This window comes from Azohydromonas aeria, from assembly GCF_009760915.1.
In the GTDB taxonomy this organism is placed as follows: Bacteria; Pseudomonadota; Gammaproteobacteria; order Burkholderiales; family Burkholderiaceae_C; genus Azohydromonas; species Azohydromonas aeria.
Genome location: NZ_VIDQ01000012.1, coordinates 43,262 through 58,723 on the forward strand (window position 1 = coordinate 43,262; position 15,462 = coordinate 58,723).

30 protein-coding genes are annotated in these 15,462 nt (G+C 66.3%); 6 read left to right on the top strand and 24 right to left on the bottom strand.

Features of this window, described 5'->3' with window-relative positions:
* Positions 1 to 4: 4 nt before the first annotated feature.
* The 23 genes from FJ694_RS09690 to FJ694_RS09800 all read right to left on the bottom strand — a co-directional run bounded on the left by FJ694_RS09690 (position 5) and on the right by FJ694_RS09800 (position 10,135).
* A complete protein-coding gene (locus FJ694_RS09690; RefSeq protein WP_157266455.1) occupies positions 5 to 256 on the bottom strand; it encodes a hypothetical protein in 252 nt (83 codons plus the stop codon).
* On the bottom strand, positions 253 to 504 hold the full coding sequence (locus tag FJ694_RS09695) for a phosphopantetheine-binding protein (RefSeq protein ID WP_157266457.1): 252 nt from the start codon (positions 502 to 504) through the stop codon (positions 253 to 255). The genes FJ694_RS09690 and FJ694_RS09695 overlap by 4 nt, the downstream gene beginning before the upstream one ends.
* Before the next feature lie 10 nt (positions 505 to 514).
* Positions 515 to 694, bottom strand: a complete 180-nt coding sequence (locus tag FJ694_RS09700; protein ID WP_157266459.1) for a hypothetical protein — start codon at positions 692 to 694, stop codon at positions 515 to 517.
* Positions 694 to 1,074: a hypothetical protein gene (locus FJ694_RS09705; protein ID WP_157266461.1), complete on the bottom strand. Its 381-nt coding sequence runs from the start codon at positions 1,072 to 1,074 to the stop codon at positions 694 to 696. The genes FJ694_RS09700 and FJ694_RS09705 overlap by 1 nt, the downstream gene beginning before the upstream one ends.
* The gene (locus FJ694_RS09710) at positions 1,071 to 1,286 is read right to left on the bottom strand and encodes a hypothetical protein (RefSeq protein ID WP_157266463.1); all 216 of its coding nucleotides are present in this window, start codon (positions 1,284 to 1,286) and stop codon (positions 1,071 to 1,073) included. The genes FJ694_RS09705 and FJ694_RS09710 overlap by 4 nt, the downstream gene beginning before the upstream one ends.
* A complete protein-coding gene (locus FJ694_RS09715) occupies positions 1,283 to 1,741 on the bottom strand; it encodes a hypothetical protein (protein ID WP_157266465.1) in 459 nt (152 codons plus the stop codon). The genes FJ694_RS09710 and FJ694_RS09715 overlap by 4 nt, the downstream gene beginning before the upstream one ends.
* Before the next feature lie 536 nt (positions 1,742 to 2,277).
* Positions 2,278 to 2,940 (bottom strand): hypothetical protein, encoded by a 663-nt coding sequence (locus tag FJ694_RS09720; RefSeq protein WP_157266467.1) that lies wholly within the window; start codon positions 2,938 to 2,940, stop codon positions 2,278 to 2,280.
* Positions 2,937 to 3,875 carry a recombination-associated protein RdgC gene (locus tag FJ694_RS09725; protein ID WP_157266469.1) on the bottom strand — a complete coding sequence of 313 codons (939 nt, stop codon included), beginning with the start codon at positions 3,873 to 3,875 and terminating at the stop codon, positions 2,937 to 2,939. Before FJ694_RS09725 ends, FJ694_RS09720 begins: the two co-directional genes overlap by 4 nt.
* A gap of 6 nt (positions 3,876 to 3,881) precedes the next feature.
* Entirely contained in the window at positions 3,882 to 4,181 is a 300-nt protein-coding gene (locus FJ694_RS09730) for a hypothetical protein (RefSeq protein WP_157266471.1), read from the bottom strand.
* 2 nt (positions 4,182 to 4,183) lie between these two features.
* Positions 4,184 to 4,549 carry a RyR domain-containing protein gene (locus FJ694_RS09735; protein ID WP_157266473.1) on the bottom strand — a complete coding sequence of 122 codons (366 nt, stop codon included), beginning with the start codon at positions 4,547 to 4,549 and terminating at the stop codon, positions 4,184 to 4,186.
* A 211-nt stretch (positions 4,550 to 4,760) separates the two neighbouring features.
* Entirely contained in the window at positions 4,761 to 5,498 is a 738-nt protein-coding gene (locus FJ694_RS09740; protein ID WP_157266475.1) for a hypothetical protein, read from the bottom strand.
* A gap of 152 nt (positions 5,499 to 5,650) precedes the next feature.
* A complete protein-coding gene (locus FJ694_RS09745; protein ID WP_157266477.1) occupies positions 5,651 to 6,256 on the bottom strand; it encodes a vWA domain-containing protein in 606 nt (201 codons plus the stop codon).
* A 58-nt stretch (positions 6,257 to 6,314) separates the two neighbouring features.
* Positions 6,315 to 6,527, bottom strand: coding sequence for a hypothetical protein (locus tag FJ694_RS09750; RefSeq protein WP_157266479.1), 213 nt, complete (start codon positions 6,525 to 6,527; stop codon positions 6,315 to 6,317).
* A gap of 11 nt (positions 6,528 to 6,538) precedes the next feature.
* Complete coding sequence (locus FJ694_RS09755) at positions 6,539 to 6,937, bottom strand: hypothetical protein (protein ID WP_157266481.1); 399 nt, start codon at positions 6,935 to 6,937, stop codon at positions 6,539 to 6,541.
* On the bottom strand, positions 6,937 to 7,212 hold the full coding sequence (locus tag FJ694_RS09760; protein ID WP_157266483.1) for a hypothetical protein: 276 nt from the start codon (positions 7,210 to 7,212) through the stop codon (positions 6,937 to 6,939). The genes FJ694_RS09755 and FJ694_RS09760 overlap by 1 nt, the downstream gene beginning before the upstream one ends.
* Positions 7,209 to 7,415: a hypothetical protein gene (locus FJ694_RS09765; RefSeq protein WP_157266485.1), complete on the bottom strand. Its 207-nt coding sequence runs from the start codon at positions 7,413 to 7,415 to the stop codon at positions 7,209 to 7,211. The genes FJ694_RS09760 and FJ694_RS09765 overlap by 4 nt, the downstream gene beginning before the upstream one ends.
* 4 nt (positions 7,416 to 7,419) lie before the next feature.
* Complete coding sequence (locus FJ694_RS09770; RefSeq protein WP_157266487.1) at positions 7,420 to 7,677, bottom strand: hypothetical protein; 258 nt, start codon at positions 7,675 to 7,677, stop codon at positions 7,420 to 7,422.
* Entirely contained in the window at positions 7,670 to 8,338 is a 669-nt protein-coding gene (locus tag FJ694_RS09775) for an HNH endonuclease signature motif containing protein (RefSeq protein WP_157266489.1), read from the bottom strand. Before FJ694_RS09775 ends, FJ694_RS09770 begins: the two co-directional genes overlap by 8 nt.
* Positions 8,335 to 8,700 (bottom strand): hypothetical protein, encoded by a 366-nt coding sequence (locus tag FJ694_RS09780; RefSeq protein WP_157266491.1) that lies wholly within the window; start codon positions 8,698 to 8,700, stop codon positions 8,335 to 8,337. The genes FJ694_RS09775 and FJ694_RS09780 overlap by 4 nt, the downstream gene beginning before the upstream one ends.
* Positions 8,697 to 8,840: a hypothetical protein gene (locus tag FJ694_RS09785; protein WP_157266493.1), complete on the bottom strand. Its 144-nt coding sequence runs from the start codon at positions 8,838 to 8,840 to the stop codon at positions 8,697 to 8,699. The genes FJ694_RS09780 and FJ694_RS09785 overlap by 4 nt, the downstream gene beginning before the upstream one ends.
* An 85-nt stretch (positions 8,841 to 8,925) precedes the next feature.
* Positions 8,926 to 9,582 carry a phiTE_072 family protein gene (locus FJ694_RS09790; RefSeq protein WP_157266495.1) on the bottom strand — a complete coding sequence of 219 codons (657 nt, stop codon included), beginning with the start codon at positions 9,580 to 9,582 and terminating at the stop codon, positions 8,926 to 8,928.
* Positions 9,579 to 9,794: a hypothetical protein gene (locus FJ694_RS09795; RefSeq protein WP_157266496.1), complete on the bottom strand. Its 216-nt coding sequence runs from the start codon at positions 9,792 to 9,794 to the stop codon at positions 9,579 to 9,581. Before FJ694_RS09795 ends, FJ694_RS09790 begins: the two co-directional genes overlap by 4 nt.
* A complete protein-coding gene (locus FJ694_RS09800; RefSeq protein ID WP_157266497.1) occupies positions 9,791 to 10,135 on the bottom strand; it encodes a hypothetical protein in 345 nt (114 codons plus the stop codon). The genes FJ694_RS09795 and FJ694_RS09800 overlap by 4 nt, the downstream gene beginning before the upstream one ends.
* A 387-nt stretch (positions 10,136 to 10,522) precedes the next feature.
* On the opposite strand from FJ694_RS09800, the gene FJ694_RS09805 reads away from it, so the two are divergent.
* Positions 10,523 to 10,984: a hypothetical protein gene (locus FJ694_RS09805; protein WP_157266498.1), complete on the top strand. Its 462-nt coding sequence runs from the start codon at positions 10,523 to 10,525 to the stop codon at positions 10,982 to 10,984.
* Here the strand turns inward: FJ694_RS09805 and FJ694_RS09810 are convergent.
* Positions 10,866 to 11,870 carry a hypothetical protein gene (locus FJ694_RS09810; protein WP_157266499.1) on the bottom strand — a complete coding sequence of 335 codons (1,005 nt, stop codon included), beginning with the start codon at positions 11,868 to 11,870 and terminating at the stop codon, positions 10,866 to 10,868. The two genes, FJ694_RS09805 and FJ694_RS09810, sit on opposite strands and share 119 nt — an antisense overlap.
* Before the next feature lie 253 nt (positions 11,871 to 12,123).
* Between FJ694_RS09810 and FJ694_RS09815 the strand changes: the two genes are divergently transcribed.
* The 5 genes from FJ694_RS09815 (at position 12,124) to FJ694_RS09835 (ending at position 15,458) form a co-directional block, all read left to right on the top strand.
* The gene (locus FJ694_RS09815; protein ID WP_157266500.1) at positions 12,124 to 12,876 is read left to right on the top strand and encodes an HNH endonuclease; all 753 of its coding nucleotides are present in this window, start codon (positions 12,124 to 12,126) and stop codon (positions 12,874 to 12,876) included.
* Positions 12,869 to 13,123, top strand: coding sequence for a hypothetical protein (locus tag FJ694_RS09820; RefSeq protein WP_157266501.1), 255 nt, complete (start codon positions 12,869 to 12,871; stop codon positions 13,121 to 13,123). The genes FJ694_RS09815 and FJ694_RS09820 overlap by 8 nt, the downstream gene beginning before the upstream one ends.
* A complete protein-coding gene (locus FJ694_RS09825) occupies positions 13,120 to 13,788 on the top strand; it encodes a DNA-methyltransferase (RefSeq protein WP_157266502.1) in 669 nt (222 codons plus the stop codon). Before FJ694_RS09820 ends, FJ694_RS09825 begins: the two co-directional genes overlap by 4 nt.
* Before the next feature lies 1 nt (position 13,789).
* Positions 13,790 to 14,584 (top strand): hypothetical protein, encoded by a 795-nt coding sequence (locus FJ694_RS09830; RefSeq protein WP_157266503.1) that lies wholly within the window; start codon positions 13,790 to 13,792, stop codon positions 14,582 to 14,584.
* Between the two features lie 112 nt (positions 14,585 to 14,696).
* Positions 14,697 to 15,458: an HNH endonuclease gene (locus tag FJ694_RS09835; RefSeq protein WP_157266504.1), complete on the top strand. Its 762-nt coding sequence runs from the start codon at positions 14,697 to 14,699 to the stop codon at positions 15,456 to 15,458.
* Positions 15,459 to 15,462 lie beyond the last annotated feature (4 nt).

Genomic DNA, 15,462 nt, shown 5'->3' on the forward strand with positions numbered 1-15,462 from the left:
CGACTCAGTCCTTCTTGAGCCGCATCCAGCCGGCCTTGCGGTCGAACACGATCACCTCGCGCTTGCGCAGCGCCTGGAGCCGGCGGTCGATGATTCGCCACTCCGGCGGCTTGAACCGCCCCGGCGCCGCCTGGCAGATCGGCTTGGCCAGCGCCAACAAGTCCTTCATACCGTCGAGGACCATCATCGTGTTGCGCCCGGCGTCGATGTGCGCCAGCAGCGCGGCGTCGAACGCGGTGTAGTCCGGCGCGCTCAAAGCGACGCCTCCGGCCCGGCCGCCTGCACCAGCCGCGTGAAGTCGGCCACCGTGCGGCACTTCTCGCAGTCGTCGTCGGCGAGCTCGATGCCGACCTCATCCTCCAGCGCCATGACCAGTTCGACCAGGTCGAGGCTATCGTGCTTGTGCAGTTCGGTGTCCTGGCTCACGGTGGCGGGCGCGAGGCCCAGGACTTCTGCAGTGATGCGCTCGACGCGCTGCTCGGTGGATTCGGTGGTGGTGTTCATGGGTTTGCTTTCAGGACGTGGGCAGGTCGCGGCAAGGCTTCCAGGTCTCGCCGGGATCGGCCGCCGCAGGCTGCGGTTCAGGCGCGGCGCCTGCGGGATGCAGCGTGTTGGCCAGTGGCACGCCCAGGCTGGCGCTGTAGGCTGGCGGCGGCGCGAGGTCGCCGGAGTTGGTCGGGATGTAGAAACCCATCAGTGGTGCTCCGTGATCGGCCGCAACTCCTGCAGCGTCTCCACCGCCACGAAGCGCACCAGGCGCTGCGGCTCGCTCACCGTGTCCGCAATGACCTGCATGACGGCAGCCATCTTCGGCATGGTTTCCTGGGACGCCTTGTTGTCCACCATGCACGCGGGCAGCACACCCATCGGCGTACCGATGCTGCGGATGCCGACCTTGTCGTGGCTTTCGTCCTTGCCGATCCAGGCAAGCATGGCCACGGGCGGCTCGGCCGATTCGTCAAGCGCCTGGCGCGCGATCTCCTTCATGGCCAGGGCGAGGGCGTGCGGGCCTATGTGGGCGTCCAGGCTCAGTGCCAGGATGCGCCGAAGGGCGTCTTCGTGGGTAGTGCTCAAGGGGTGCTTCCTTCTTTCGTGCGCCCGGCCTTGGCCGGCTGGCGCTGCTGTGCCGGCGCTGCGGCTTTGGCGTGCTCGCGGGCGATCTGCTCGACAGCCTCGGTCGGCATGTCAAGCGACGCGGCTGCGCTGGCCAGCGCTTCGGGCGTCTTGCCCAGGTACTGCTGGGCAGTGGCCAAGACCTTGGCGACGTAGGTGGTCGGATACGTCATGCAGCGGCCCTCGGCCCCTCGCTTGCCTGCCGCACCGTGTCTGCGATCTTTTGCGCCGGCTCGAAGTCGATCACCAGGCCGAGTGCCGCGCACTGGTTGCGCCAGTAGTTGACCTTGGCCTGCATCTCGGCGGCCAACTGACGCGTCATGAACTCGTTGTCCAGTACGGCATCGAGGGCGCGGTAGCCACCACCCTCCTGTTTGCGGTCACTCGGAATGGACACGAATGCCTGCACGGCAACGGCCGGCTGATTCGGGACTTCAATCCGAACTGAGCGGATCAGCCTGCGCGCCTGCTCCAGTCGCCATTGGTGCGCGGCAGTCGTGTTGTCCCACTGGAAATGCTCGTGCAGCGGGTGCGCCTTGTCCGCAGCCTGCTTCACCACGTCCTCGGGCCGCAGCAGGCCGTCGTGCTCTGCTGCGATCCGCTCCAACTCACTCTTGATCGTGTCCATCTTCAACTCCTGTTGTTCCGTGCCTGCTGAGCCAAGCCAAACCCCTCCAGGCCATTCCTTTCCATGCCTGCCAGTCCGCGCCGCGCCCCGCCTTGCCGTGCCCCGCCTTGCCTGCCTCACGACGCCCGACTTCGCCCAGCCGGGCCATTCCTAGCCTGCTGAGCAAAGCCCCACCACGCCTTACTGCGCCCGGCCGGTCCATGCCTGCCCTACCTCGCCAGTCCACGCTGTTCCTCGCCGCGCCTAGCCTGCTATGCCAAGCGTCACCCCGCCTTGTGAAGCCTTTCCGCTCCACGCCGCGCCACACCGGCCTCACCTCGCCTTGCCCGGCAATGCCAAACATCGCCATGCCTGGCCTCACGTCGCCCAGCCCAGCCACGCCAGCTGCGCCGTACCTATCCCAGCGCCGCCTTGCCTTACCTGCCTTGCCGAGACGAACCGGTCCTGGCCTTGCCTTGCCAAGCCTCGCCTTGCCATGCCTGCCGCACCGCGCCTCGCCAATCCAAAACTCGCCATGCCATGCCTTGCCTGCTGCGTCAGGCAATACCGAATTGCGCTCTCACCGATGCGTCTTGGTCCGTGCCAATCACCTCGAAAGTGCCCCAGCCGCACCCCGCACTGCTTTTGCTGTCCGGGCGCCCAGCACCGATGCCGACCTGAAGCCCAACCCGCGACATCAGGTTTATTACGTCAGCCGCCTTGAACTGGCTCTGGTCGAACTTGATGCGCAGCTTTGCCGCCCAGGACTGGTACTGAGGGCGGGCGCGCACATCAACCACGCCGGTGGCGTTGCGGGTGTGCGCGGAGAAGGTCCGGCTCTCGCCGTAGATGCGGATCAGCGGCAGGCCGTCGATGCGGTCGAAACCATCCGCCTCGATAAAGCAGCTCAACTTGGCCAAAGTCATTTTGAAGCCGACCAGCCGGCACGCGGAAATCATTCCGGCACGGAACGCGGCAGCATTCATGCCCTCCCAGCCATCGAACGAGCGATAGCGAGCTTCCTCTGCTTCGCGCTCGTAGTCGCGCGCCTCTCTGACCTTTTTGGATTTCGCAACTGAACCTTCGGCCATGCGGCTCATGAGTTCGGCCTTTTTCGAGAAGCGCTCTATGACCAGCGGCGCTGTGCCGCGGATCAGAAGTTCCAGAACACCGAAGTTCGGTGCGCTGATGACGACGTTTTCTTGCTTGGTAGTGCTCATGCCGGAGTTCCTGCTTCCTCGGTAATGGGTGAAGTGACGTTGCTGGTCTGCGGCTCGCCGCCGAGCGCATCCAGCAGCTCCGGGATCAGCCGGCTCAACTCGCCCGTTGCGATGGCCGCGTCGGCGTCGAAAGACTCGTCCTCGTCCACCACGTTGCGGCCTTCGAGGGCGGTGTCCAGGAACTGGAGCTTCTTCAGCAGCAGCGCGTCGGTCAGAACGAAGGCCACGCGCTCGTTCCAGCTCAGCGCCAGCCGCGTGGGCCGCTTGCCCGCTGCGATGTGCTGCTTCACCTCGTCGGTGTCGAGCGCGTGCTTGGCGTACCGCACGGTGGCCTTCGTCTCGTCCGCGGCCCGTACCTCGCACTCGCGGTCCAGGTAGAACCCGGCGGGCGCCTCGCCCTCGGCAAGCCACGCCGCCATGCAGCCCGCAGCCGACTGCTGCGTGACGATGGGCTTCACCGCGAAGCAATCCAGCGCCTTGACCAGCATGCTCACCACGGCGTCTGCCTGCTTGGCGCTGGCGTCGATGGCCAGGAGCCCGGCGCGCGGGTCGATCCAGACCTGGGTGCGGCTGCGCTTCGTGAACGCCATGGGCAGCAGTTCGTGCGTGGCCTGCTCGACCAGTTCCTTGCACTCCTTCTTGCCCGGCTTGTAGCCGCGCTCCTGCTCGATGGCTGCAGCGATGGCCTCGACGCGGTCCTTGACGACGGATGCCGGCAGCAGCCGCTTCTCGGCCATCAGCGCCAGCAGCCAGTGGCCGCCGACGACTTCGAGCAGCGGCGCGTGCGGCGTGCCTCGCGGCGGCACCCAGCCGGTGCTCAGAGGCTGCGTCGGCGCGCAGGGCGTGAAGGGCTCGCGGGCGAGGGCGGATTCGGTGGCTGCGGCGTCGGGCTGCCAAGTGGGCGCGATGCGCAGTAGCGTAAGGGTCTTGAACATGGTGCGTCAGCCCTCGGCCCCGTCATACGGGTGCGCCACCAAATACGCCCGCCCACCCGCGTTCTCCAGGTGCAGCGCGTGCGTCTCGATGTTGAAGCCGTTCTTGACGGCGAGCCGGATGTTCTTGATCCGCACCCGCTCGCCGACTTGGCTGCAGCGGCCTTCGAGCAGGTCCGTCATGAGCGCCATGCCGACGACCTTGGCGGCGTCGGACTTCTTCTTGGCCCACTCATGAGCTTCAAGGTGGCCCATCCACATCCAGAGGTCGGAGAGGTGTTCGGGGTCGGTGATTTCGATTTTGAGCATGGTCAGCGGTCCCGCATCGCGCCCACGATGGCCTTGAACACGTAGTCCTTGGCCCGCTGCTCCGCCGGCAGGTCCGAGTACGGGACGATGCAGGGGTGCAGCTTCAACTCCGGGTTCTTCACAGGGCCCCAGGTCCAGCCGTCGCGCAGCTTGTCGGCCATCCAGGCGTTGTGCTGCGCGTCCGGGCCGGCGTCGGGGTTGTCGATGGCGAACTGCACGCCGGCCACGGTGCTGTCGCGCTGCCACTGCTCGGCATCAGCCCAGGGCTTTTGCGAGTGGTCGCCGTGGGCTTCGCACAGGGCCTTGTTTGCCTCGTGGCAGGTGCGGGCGATGCGCTCCAGTTGGTCGGCGGTGAGGTTGGTGGGCATGCAGGGTCCTTGGGTGTTGGGTGAGGCCCGGCCCGCTCTTGCGTCGGGTCCGGGCGCTCGGTCTTCAGCAGCAGTTGCCGATGTGAAGAAAGTAGGGCGGCCACAGCAGTGGCGCGGCGCGGGAAGGTCTTGGCAGACAGGGAGGAATGGCACTGAACCCACGCCGCTGGAGTCGCCCTGAAAACTTGGGTTGGGTGGCGGCCCCTGGTGCTCAGGACGCGCCGCGCTGCAGGATTCGCCAGGACGACCGCGATGCGGCAACCGCAGCAGGGTCGTGCCACCGACCGTTGTCGCGATTCAGGGCGCTTCCGCTTTCCCAGCGGACCGCCATGCCGTCATTGGCGCGGCCCCGCAGTTGAACGACGACGCCGATGCTGCCGCGATATGCGCCCTCCAACTTCTCGATGCGGTCGCCGACCTGCAGCGGGCCGCTCAACGGGTCGAAGTCGGCCGCCGGCGCATCGGCCAGCCGCAACCAGGCCGTCTCGACCCGCCATCCCAGCGATTGCGTGTCGTGCTCCTCGCGGATGTCGGTGTCCACTGCGCCCAGGTGCGTCACCACGCACGGCGTTGCCATCAAGCGCCGGGCGGCTTCGGCGTCCACGCCGAGATCAAAGAACTGTTCCTGCGTGGCTGTCACGTAGACGCGGCTGCCGTTGACGATGGCGCCCGTGGTCTTCCACTCCGCCCCGATGCCGTCGGGCAGCGCTGCTTCACAGGCCCAGGTGATGGGCGGCAGCGCCACGGGCTTGCAGGCGATCTGCTGGCCGGGCCGCGTGTAGTTCGGCGAGAACGCCATGCGGCCGGCGCCGTCCGTGGCCACCAGGCCCAGCGGCGTGGCGCGCGCGGTCAGTTGGGCCAGCCGCTGCGCGAGGTGCGGCTTCATGGCCGTGTGCGCGGCGCGCTCGTCAGTGAGGCGGTTGGAAACGACGGGTCCAAGTGCGTTCATGGCGTTCTCCAGGGATCAGCGCCGATCGCCGGCGCGGCGGTTCAACATGAAGCGGTAGAGGCGGACGCCGCACCACCAGCCGGCCGCGAAAACGGCGAGGTGCGAAGCGGCCAGGATCAGGTCAAGGGTGTGCATGCGTCCGCCGAAGCCGATCAGTCGGCGATGGCCTTGAGGATCAGCTCGGCCGCGGAGCCGGCATTGACGAGGTCATCCATCGTGGCGGTGTCCACGATGTCGAACTTGGCACCCTTCTTGGTCAGGCCGTCGTCGAGCTGCTGCAGCCAGGCCTTGGCGGCGCTGTCGTAGCCGATCTGCACGAAGAGGACCGTGAGGGCGTCGTCGCTTTCCTGCTTGTTGGACTGCTCGATCAGGACGCGCTCCACGGCGGCCTTGTCGTCGGGCGTGCCGTCGAAGAACACCGCGATGAGGTCCTTCTTGCTGGACTTGCCCGCCAGCGTGAAGGCGGCCTGCAGCCAGGTGTGCAGCGGCGTGGAGCCGCCGGGACCGTAAGAGGCCAGCAGTTCCTTGATGTCGCGCGCGGTGACGCCGTCTTTCACGACGGGGCTGGAGCCCTTGCCGATGACGACACCGAGGCCGTCCTGGTCGATCTTGCCGATCTCGCGGGTGAAGGCGAGGGCGGTTTCTTGCATGAAGTCCCAGCGGGTCATGCCGCCGGGGCAGTCGTCGTCGGAGGTGGAGCCGGAGGCGTCGAAGACGGTGACGAAGTCGAACTCTTGCAGCTTGGCGATGTCGGGCACGAGGTTTCCTTGTTGGAGTTGCCGGCGAGAGGAATGCGCCGCCGGCGCGCGCTGAACTTCAGTTCCGACCGCAGCCGCGCACGCTGGCGCTGGCCGGGCAGGTGTCGCGGTATCGGCACTGCTGCTGGCAGCACGACGGGCATTCGTCGCCGGGCTGCACTTCGTCATGACAGGCGCCCGCATGGCGCTCGATGAGTGCTCCGGCGCTGGGGTCGTCCTTGCCGTAGCGACGGAGCCACTTGATCGCCGCCTGATGCTCGACCGTGCTCATGCCCGCCTCCGTCATCCGAGTTCGCCCAGCGCCCGCTGCGTTGCCCACGACGCGGACTCCTTGAGCATGCGGATCTGCTCCGTGAGCGAGTGCAGGTCCGCGAGCGTCACTTCGGTCGGGTCCGGCAGTCGCTGCACGGCTTGCGCTACCGTGAAGAGGTCCGGTGCGGCCTTGAGCAGGTGGGCCGTTTCACGGAACGGGAGTTGCACGCGGTCGGCTGCACCACTGACGACGATGGCCACCAGGCGCTGCTTGCCGTCCTCGTCGGCGAAGACCATCTGCCCGTTGACCCCGACGAGGTACGGCCCCGGCGTGAAGCCGGGCTCCAGAGGCTGCGCAGGCTGCGTGTCCTCGAAGGCGACAGAACTGGTGTTGTTGCGCCGACGGTACAGAGAGAGAACGCTGGCCATCACTTTGGCTCCTGGTTGGTTGCGGCGGCGAAGGCTTCGACGGCGTCGCGGAAAAGTTTCTGGATGGCCTCGCGCTCGTGCACGGGGTACTGGTTGGCGAAGTGCTTGACCATCGCCGGGCAGTGCTGGCCGATGTGGGCGAATTCCTTGAGCACGGGCAGCATCAGCGGCACAGCGGTGATGGCTGCGGCGTGGCGGCGCTGGTCCACGATGGCCACGCGGGCGCCGTCAGCGGCGCGGATCGCCTGACCGTCGGTGCAGGTCCAGCGGGTCATGCTGTCGCCTCGATGACGCGCGCCCGGGGCTCGTGGAACTTCGCCTCCGGCCCGCAATGCACCGCCCGCATCTCGTCGCAGTGCCGACCCTCGGACAGCGGGTGCCGGCACACCGGAAAGTAGCCCTGGCTGGTGCAGCAGGAGTCGGTAATGGCAGCCCAGGACTTGTGCGCGCAGGACCAGCAGCGGGAGGGTGTTTTCATGTCATCAGCCCCTGAGTCGGTGGCGCCGGATTGCCGTGATGCCGTCGGGAAGGTTGTCGTTGCCGACGGCGTCGATGAAGTCGGACTCGCCGCCACCGTTGACCTTCAGGTAGTCGATCTCAACCTTGGCGGAGTCGATGAGGGTTTTGGCGATCTCGTTGACGGCGCGGGCACGGTCCAGGTCCACGTCGCCACTGCGCACGCCGCGCAGCGTCTCGAAGAGGGCGGCGCGAAGGTCGCCCAGGGTGTTGCCGTCACTCATGGCCTTCAGCCTCCTTGGCGCGCTCACGCAACTCGCGTCCAAGCGCCGCGCGCAGGCGCATGGCATCGGCCACCTCGGGGCCGTAGCGGTGGATGGTGTTGCGCAGCATCAACTCGCGCCGCGTGATGCACTCGACGGCATCCAGCGTGATGCGCTCGGGGTCCGTGCTGTGGCGGCCCGGCTTGAACACCACGACGTGGCCGGCGGGCATCGGTCCGTTGGCTGCTTCCCAAACGAGGCGATGCACAGGCTTCCACCGCGCCGTGCGCGGACCCGGGTCGTCGCCCACCTTCTGCTCCAGCAGGCCGTCCGGGTTCACCGTGTAGGTGCCCACCGGCACCCAGGTCTGCGGACGGTGGCCCGGTTTGAACTGCGTGTACTGAGAGCCCTCGAATGTCTCGCCGCGGCGACCAGTGTTCCAAGGCACGATGCCCTGCTTGAACTGCGTCGCGCGCCCGCCATGGTTCACGCAGGAACGCATGCGCTCGGATGCGGCCTTCGCCACACGCTCGGCAGGCGCCTTCAGGCCCATTTGCATCGCCTTGCGGTAGATGGCCTGCACGTCACGGTCCAGCGTGGCGGCAATGATGCGTGCCGGCACTTCGCTGTAGCGCTTGCGCAGCCAGGCCACTTCGGATTCGGTCCAGTAGCGCCGGGTCATGGCCGCGCTCCAGGGGCGGTCACCGTGTACCCGTGCTGGCGCAGCAGTTCCGCCGCACGCGCCAAGTCACGCTGCAGTTGCTGCGCCGGCCACTCGCGGTTGATGCGCCAAACCTTGTCGTGCACCACCACTCGGCCGGAGTCGATGTGAGCCTTGAGCAGGCCCCAGATGCGCTTCGAGCACAGCCCGGTCATCTCGGACAACTCGATCGTGCTGAGGTCGCCGTGCTCGGCCAGCGCATGCAGCAGCAACTCGGTGCGCGAGCCCAGGCGGGCCGGGATGACCTCGGGCTCGCGCGGCGGCGGCAGGCGGTCGGCGTAGCCGCGCTCTGCGACGCGCTGGAGTTCGGCGAAGGGGTTCAAGACGCACCTCCATTGCGCAACGCCAGCAGCAGCCGACAGCCATCGAGCACGCGCCGGATCGGCGCCGGCAACCAGGCGCAGCGCGGCTGGCGGGCAGACAGGGCAACAACGGCGCAGCGGATCGGGTGATGACGGTCCATGGTCAAACTCCTCCAGCCAGGATGCGAACCAGCGTGCCGGTCAGTGCGAGCGCAACAGTGCCGGCGAGGGCGATGAGTTCGGAGGTCATGCATTTGCTCCGGTTTTCTCGGCGCGCAGGTACTCGACGAACGCCGGCCAGAGGTCGCGCCAGAAGCCTTCTGCCTGCGGGTGTGCCTTGGTGGTCGTCAGTTCCCAGGGCTCTTGCAGCAGATGCACGACGGCATCCCGCTCGGCTTCACTCAGGGACTCGATCTCGCTGTCGAAGCTGTATCCATCGTTGAAGCGGTCGGCGATGTCGCGCATCTGCTCCACGAAGCTCGCATTGCTGTCCTCGCACTCGTTCTGGCAGGCGTTGATCTCCTGCCACAGCGCGCGGGCTGCGCCCTTGGTGATGTCGTTGCTGCGGCGCTGCTCCACGATCTGCTGGCGCAGGTTGCGCACCGAGCCCTCGCCGTCGAAGACCTGCAGATCGGAGCCCATGAACTTCGTGAAAACGTAGTCGAACTCCGCGTGCTGCAGGAACTCGCGGAACGGCTCGCCGAGGTGCGTCCACTGGAAGCCCCAGGCGCCGAAGGACGAATGGATCAGGATCTCGCCGAGGAAGCGGCTGCGCTCGCCGACCATATCGCCGCCGGCCGTCCACTCCCGAATGCAGATCGTGGCCCACTCGTAGCGGCCGTGGCCGCCGTGCACGCGGTAGCAGGTGAAGCCGTCGTCTCGGCTGACGCTGCCGGCGCTCACTGCAGCACCTCGGCCGGTACCGGCCCCCAGGGCAGGTCCTGAAAGCGCGAAGGCGTCTCACAGCGCCGGGCCTGGTACGCATGCCAGCAGCCGCACATCCAGACGCCGCGATCAGCGTCGAAGCGCGCGAACGGCGGCAGCGAGTCCGGCACCTGGCGGCGGTACACGTCGGTGCGGTCGGGGCGGCCCTGGAGCCAGGCGAGGGCGCTCATGCCGCAGCCCTCGCGACATTCATCCGGTCGATGAACGCCCCAAGCGCCACCGCAGCGCAGTGCTCCGTGTCGTCGAAGGCATTGCCGCCACAGCGGGCAACGTGCGTGGCCTGCGCCTCGCGCTCCCAGGCCTTCAACTGGCAAGGGCTGAAGTGGCAGGCGTCATCCAGCAGGCTGGCGCTCTTGCCGCCGATCCAAACGCTCACGGGCTGAGCAAAGCCGCTGGTGGCGGCGTACTCGACCGTGACAGGGATGGAGCCAAGAAGCGAGGGGAAGAAACCGTTTTCGTCGGGTTGTGTGGCAGCGGCAACAGACCCGGGAAATGCCCAGGGTTGGTGCATCGTCGCCGGGCACGCCTTTCGTGCACCTTTCACGCCGGAGCCGGGTTCTTGATGAAAGTCAGAGGTGGCGCAAGGACGTGGGCGGCCAAGGGCTCCAGCATGACTGACAGAGCAGGCGACGCTTCTTTGAGTCGGTGTACTGAGAGCGCTTTCCATGGCGGCTACATTCCATCCCTGTGCTTCTAAATTACGGGTGCAATGCTACTCTGGATTTAGAGTACGAGGGACGGCGCGCCGCAAAAATTTCACGTTCACAAGGGAAAACCCGAGCGATCGTCAGAAAGTAAAAGTCAATTCCCATAAAGAAAAAGTGCTTAACATGGAAATCTGACTGTAAATATTTCCAGGGAACGACCGATACAACGGTCGTCATGAGGAGAAGTGGTGATGGAGATGTGCGCGACCAGCTCCGCAGTGACGTGCGAGCTGCGCGGCGACGCTGTGGTGCTCACGGCTCGTGGAGTGCTCAACGAGGAGCAATGGATGCAGGCCCGAGTCAAGGGGTGGGCGATGCTGTCGCCGGAGGTCTGCGGCGTGGTGTTCGATCTGCGCCAGGCGGTGCTGGTACTTGACGCCTCAGAGATGAAGCAGATCAGCAACGGCCTGCGCGAGGTCGTCGCGGTGTTGGGGCGCCGCCCGGTAGCCTACGTCACGGCGGACGTGTCTCTACCCGGGTTGGCCGACTACCTCGTTCAGATGGCCATGCACGGGCTGCGTGCCCGCATGTTCATCAATCCCGCTGAGGCGCTCGCTTGGGTGTGGCGCCGCGGGGATCGAGTCGAGCCGCGCCGGGTCCGCGGGGCCGGCTTTGCTCGGTTGACGCCGCCGGCGTCGGTGGCCTGTCCTTGAGCGCGACATCTATGGCGAGGTGGCACAGCGCCACCGCGCGCTCCAGGGCGTCAGGTTGCAGGGGCGCGAGGCGCTGACCCAGTTCCACAAGTGCCGAGCAATGCTCGGCATCCATCATCGCGATGTCGATGTTGGGGATCAGCAGCTGCCAAGTCTCCATGTTCAAGGCGTAGGCCAGGCGATCAAGCATGTCCATGCCCAGCGAAACATCTTGGTTTCGCACCAGGTGCAGGACCGATGAGGGCAGCACTGGCTTTTCCTCGCCGACCTTCTTCGTGAGAAGGCTTGGTGAGGTCTGTTTGGTTTGAATCAGGTGCTCAAGGATTGCGGCCAGGACTGGGCGCGACCGCTTCTTGGGGTCCTGATCGTCTTGGTTGCCTCGCATGTCGCTATGGTGCGCGACATCGCTCACATGGCTTAGAGTGATCGACGCTCTATATTTAGAGTTAAGATCGGGTCCATGGACCCCTTCTCCAAGACCCTCGACAGCCTCCGGCGCCGGCTTCGCAGCCTGGAACCCAGGACCGTCCAGCGACTCCGGTTGATCGGGCGGGCTGCCGGTTGCAGCGAGCAACTCCCCGAACACGTTCTGTACGAGACCAATCGCTGCTTCAAGCCGCGCACGGTCCAGCCCCTTCTGAGTTTCTTCGCCGACGTTGACGCCGGCCGCCGGCAACTTCCTTGACCGGCCGGGCCTGGACTTCGTCATGGCTTCCACCGCCTTCGCTTCCTGCGCTACTTCCATGGCATTCATGGCGGGAGTTTCGCGCAGTGCGTCAGCGAGTGCAGCACGGCCGGTCAAGCGTGTCCCTATTCCGAGTGCTGGTTTTTCCGCCGTGATGGCGGGCGCTTCGGCTTCAAGCAGGTCGATGGCGTCACAGGTCATGGGAAGCAATGGTCGCGCCCGATTCCTCGGTCGGACTACCCCCAAAGGGGCGAGTGGCGATCGGGTTTGTTTGGGAGTGCAACACTCTTCGGTTGCTGGCGCAACCGTTCGGCACAAAGGGTCGGTAATGGGTGGCTTTTCCGGCATTCGCTGCCGTGTCTGCGGCGAACTCACTGGCCGCGGCCGTGGCTCCCGATACTGCGCAGCACACATTCCTGCGTCGCCGCGCATTGCTGCGCCGACTCGGCAGTACATGCGCGACGACTCGCCGCTGTACGTCGATGGCGTCCACTGCTGCGCCGACTGCTTTCGTCCAATTCGCCCTTGGCGCAGCGGCATTCATGGCCTTTGCTGCTATTCGTGCGGTTTGGCGCGGTGCATGGGTATTCACGGCGACGGCTCGATGCGACAGCAGGCGTGGAGGGCGGTCAATCGTGCTGTCAGGCGTGGCGAACTGCCGCCGATCAAGAGCCAGTTGTGCGTGGACTGCCCGCCTGATCGCCGGCGTCAAGCCAAGTTCTACGACCACCGGGATTACAGCAATCCGCTGGACGTTGACCCGACGTGCGGCTCTTGCAACCGCATGCGCGGTCCAGCGATCTCGCACAGGACCGGCGCTTACCTGGGGCGCGCAATGCGCAACGCCGGGCTCGGCGACATGGGCAGGCTTGCCGCCAAGCTGACCGCAGCGCATGGGCGGCTGCGTCAGGGCATGGATGCGTGGCTCACGGTGGACCGGAAGCAGCGGCATGTCGTCCGTTGCCTCCCTAGCGCCGCCGAGCAGGAGGCGCATCGCAAAGAACTCCTGCGCCTGCAAGCCCTGGTGTTTCTGCGCGATGACCACCACTGCGCGTTTTGCGGCGGCAACCAGCGCCTGACCTGTGAATACATCGTGGCGCCGCAGTTTGGCGGCAAGACGGTGCTGGACAACCTTGCGACCGCTTGTTGGGCCTGCCGGCTTCCTGATGGGCCGAGTCAATGGATTGGGTGGAGGGTGTATGCGTAAGAAGGCGCACCCCCTGGGCGAGAACGCCCCAGGCCTGGACCAGTTCCCCAAGCGCACCGGCCTGGGCCGCTTGACGCGCCCTGAGCCGCGACCGGCGGCAGTTGGTGGGGTGCAAGTGGAGCACTGCCCGGCGCGCGGCATTGCTGGTGGCCACGACCCGCGCTTCCAGGTCCGCGAGGGCGAGGCGGTGCGTGGTGCAGGGTTCTCGGCGGAGTGGGAGCGGCTGCGCAGCGGGGGCAAGGCATGAAGCGCGAGGTCATCGGCGATGCGGTGCTGTACCTAGCGGACTGCCGCGAGGTGCTGCCGACGCTTCAGCGAGTGGCGGCCGTCATTGTTGACCCGCCCTACGGCATCGGCGACACGGATGCGCGCGCTCGCGCAACGAAGTGGCAGCGTGCCGCCGGCATGGAAGCCCGCGAGTGGGATCGAGAACCGGTCAGTGAACTCGCTGAGGTGCTGGCGCTTGGCGATGTGCAGGTCGTTTGGGGCGGCAACTACTACCCGCTGAAGCCGTCGCGCGGCTGGCTGACGTGGTTCAAGCCGGATGCGCCGCCGAGCATGGCCAGTCTGGAGCTGGCGTGGACGAATCTTGACCGCAACGCGCGGCAGTTCTCATGGTCTATCGGCGCCACCAATGCGGAGCGCGTCGGGCATCCAACCCAGAAGCCACTTGCTCTCATGCGCTGGTGCCAAGAGCAGGCCGGCAACCCGGCATCGGTGCTGGACGCCTACATGGGCAGCGGCACAACCGGCGTGGCTGCGGTCATGGCTGGCGCCAGCTTCATCGGCATCGAGCGCGAGCCGGCGTATTTCGACATCGCCTGCCGCCGCATCGAACAGGCCCAGCGCCAAGCCGCCCTGTTCGCCCACGACGCGCCGGCAGCCATGGAACAGGCCGGGCTGGGGTTCTGACGTGAAGAAGACCCCGCGCTATGCCACCGAGGCCGCCCTGTGCGCCGACTTCATCACCTGGGTGAAGGCGGAAGCCGGCAAGCGCTGGCGCGGCATCGAAACGCCGTCTTGGACACCCTACGCCGAGACGGCTGATTGGGACATCTTGCTGGTGGGCGCGGATGGAACGCAGATCGGCATTCAGGCCAAGCTGCGCTTCAACATGAAGGTGCTCGACCAGAGCATCCCCGACGACTTCAGGGCCTGGAGCGATACCGGCCCGGACTATCGCGCCATCCTGATCCCGGAGTGCGACGCCACGGCGACCAAGATTTGCGGCGCCCTCGGCTTGATGGTGTTCGCGCCAGAACGCGGCGGCTGGGGGCCTGTCGGCTTCGCACCCGGCCTCAGCATGGAGCACTCCACGGGCTGGCACTACTGGAGCCCCAAGCGGCGCTGCGAACTGCCGGAGTTTGTGCCTGATGTCGCCGCCGGCTGCAGTGCGCCGCTGCAGCTCACGAAGTGGAAGGTCAAGGCGCTTCGCGTGCTGGCCGCGCTGGAGATCGCTGGCCACGTCACGCGCAAGGACCTCAAGAGCATCGGCATTGACCCGCGGCCGTGGACAGGCTCCACCGGCTGGCTCGTTCCTGGCGAGAAGCCCGGCGAGTTCGTCCGCGGGCCCGGCCTCGACTTCGACCGCCAGCACCCCGATGTCTACGCACAGGTGCTGGTGCAGGAGTGCGCGAAGCACGAGGAGCAGCTTGGCTTGAAGTGCCAGGCGGAGCTTCAGCAACTTTCCATCGGGGGTGCGGCTTGAGCTGCGCCCCGTCGTTTACAGCAGCGGCTCAGGGCCGTACACCCGAAAAGGCGGACTCCCGGCCCGCCCTGCCGCTGCTCCCTTTTGCCGGGCCTGCACCGGGCAGGATGAAATGACGACAGAACGAAAGTCGATCAGCAAGAAGACCCGCTTCGAGGTCTTCAAGCGCGACGGATTCAAGTGCCAATACTGCGGCGCCGCGGCGCCTGACGTGCTGCTGCAGGTGGACCACATCCACCCTGTGAGCCAGGACGGCGACAACGACATGATGAACTTCATCACGTCGTGCCAGCCCTGCAATGCCGGCAAGAGCGATCGCCTCTTGAGCGACGACACAGCCATCAAGAAGCAGCAGGCGCAGATGGAGGTGCTGCACGAGCGCCGCGAGCAGCTGGAAATGATGCTGCAGTGGCGCGAAGGGCTGAAGGACATCGAGGGCGACCAGATCGACGCCATCGCGAAGGCTTGGCAGAGCGCCGTGAAAGGCTCTTGGTTGACTGACAACGGTCTCCAGCAGATGCGCAAGCTCCTGAAGCGCCATGGCCTACCGCGTGTTCTCGATGCGATCGACACCGCTGCCGAGCAGTACGTCGTGCTCAACGAGAACGGTAAGGCCACCACGGAAAGCGCAGAGCTGGCCATAAGCAAGGTGGGTGGCATCTGCGCATTGGCAGGAGCCCCGGAAGACGAGCGCCGCCTGTACTACGTCCGCGGGATTCTCAACAACCGCCTGAGCTATGTGCCGGCGCGCCTGATGGGCGAGTTGAAGGCGGCACTGAAAGCCGGCGTGCCAGTTGACGACATGGTGGAGGAGGCGAAGTCCTGCAGCAGCTGGACGGCCTTCAAGAACTGGCTCTACGACCAGTACGAGTAGACGC

What these genes read in the sequence shown, in the direction of transcription:
- FJ694_RS09695 (WP_157266457.1), bottom strand. Translation starts at nt 504, where the DNA reads ATGAACACCACCACCGAATCCACCGAGCAGCGCGTCGAGCGCATCACT.
- FJ694_RS09700 (WP_157266459.1), bottom strand. Translation starts at nt 694, where the DNA reads ATGGGTTTCTACATCCCGACCAACTCCGGCGACCTCGCGCCGCCGCCA.
- FJ694_RS09710 (WP_157266463.1), bottom strand. Translation starts at nt 1,286, where the DNA reads ATGACGTATCCGACCACCTACGTCGCCAAGGTCTTGGCCACTGCCCAG.
- FJ694_RS09715 (WP_157266465.1), bottom strand. Translation starts at nt 1,741, where the DNA reads ATGGACACGATCAAGAGTGAGTTGGAGCGGATCGCAGCAGAGCACGAC.
- FJ694_RS09720 (WP_157266467.1), bottom strand. Translation starts at nt 2,940, where the DNA reads ATGAGCACTACCAAGCAAGAAAACGTCGTCATCAGCGCACCGAACTTC.
- FJ694_RS09725 (WP_157266469.1), bottom strand. Translation starts at nt 3,875, where the DNA reads ATGTTCAAGACCCTTACGCTACTGCGCATCGCGCCCACTTGGCAGCCC.
- FJ694_RS09730 (WP_157266471.1), bottom strand. Translation starts at nt 4,181, where the DNA reads ATGCTCAAAATCGAAATCACCGACCCCGAACACCTCTCCGACCTCTGG.
- FJ694_RS09735 (WP_157266473.1), bottom strand. Translation starts at nt 4,549, where the DNA reads ATGCCCACCAACCTCACCGCCGACCAACTGGAGCGCATCGCCCGCACC.
- FJ694_RS09740 (WP_157266475.1), bottom strand. Translation starts at nt 5,498, where the DNA reads ATGAACGCACTTGGACCCGTCGTTTCCAACCGCCTCACTGACGAGCGC.
- FJ694_RS09750 (WP_157266479.1), bottom strand. Translation starts at nt 6,527, where the DNA reads ATGAGCACGGTCGAGCATCAGGCGGCGATCAAGTGGCTCCGTCGCTAC.
- FJ694_RS09755 (WP_157266481.1), bottom strand. Translation starts at nt 6,937, where the DNA reads ATGGCCAGCGTTCTCTCTCTGTACCGTCGGCGCAACAACACCAGTTCT.
- FJ694_RS09760 (WP_157266483.1), bottom strand. Translation starts at nt 7,212, where the DNA reads ATGACCCGCTGGACCTGCACCGACGGTCAGGCGATCCGCGCCGCTGAC.
- FJ694_RS09765 (WP_157266485.1), bottom strand. Translation starts at nt 7,415, where the DNA reads ATGAAAACACCCTCCCGCTGCTGGTCCTGCGCGCACAAGTCCTGGGCT.
- FJ694_RS09770 (WP_157266487.1), bottom strand. Translation starts at nt 7,677, where the DNA reads ATGAGTGACGGCAACACCCTGGGCGACCTTCGCGCCGCCCTCTTCGAG.
- FJ694_RS09775 (WP_157266489.1), bottom strand. Translation starts at nt 8,338, where the DNA reads ATGACCCGGCGCTACTGGACCGAATCCGAAGTGGCCTGGCTGCGCAAG.
- FJ694_RS09785 (WP_157266493.1), bottom strand. Translation starts at nt 8,840, where the DNA reads ATGGACCGTCATCACCCGATCCGCTGCGCCGTTGTTGCCCTGTCTGCC.
- FJ694_RS09795 (WP_157266496.1), bottom strand. Translation starts at nt 9,794, where the DNA reads ATGAGCGCCCTCGCCTGGCTCCAGGGCCGCCCCGACCGCACCGACGTG.
- FJ694_RS09800 (WP_157266497.1), bottom strand. Translation starts at nt 10,135, where the DNA reads ATGCACCAACCCTGGGCATTTCCCGGGTCTGTTGCCGCTGCCACACAA.
- FJ694_RS09805 (WP_157266498.1), top strand. Translation starts at nt 10,523, where the DNA reads ATGGAGATGTGCGCGACCAGCTCCGCAGTGACGTGCGAGCTGCGCGGC.
- FJ694_RS09810 (WP_157266499.1), bottom strand. Translation starts at nt 11,870, where the DNA reads ATGACCTGTGACGCCATCGACCTGCTTGAAGCCGAAGCGCCCGCCATC.
- FJ694_RS09815 (WP_157266500.1), top strand. Translation starts at nt 12,124, where the DNA reads ATGCGCGACGACTCGCCGCTGTACGTCGATGGCGTCCACTGCTGCGCC.
- FJ694_RS09820 (WP_157266501.1), top strand. Translation starts at nt 12,869, where the DNA reads ATGCGTAAGAAGGCGCACCCCCTGGGCGAGAACGCCCCAGGCCTGGAC.
- FJ694_RS09825 (WP_157266502.1), top strand. Translation starts at nt 13,120, where the DNA reads ATGAAGCGCGAGGTCATCGGCGATGCGGTGCTGTACCTAGCGGACTGC.
- FJ694_RS09835 (WP_157266504.1), top strand. Translation starts at nt 14,697, where the DNA reads ATGACGACAGAACGAAAGTCGATCAGCAAGAAGACCCGCTTCGAGGTC.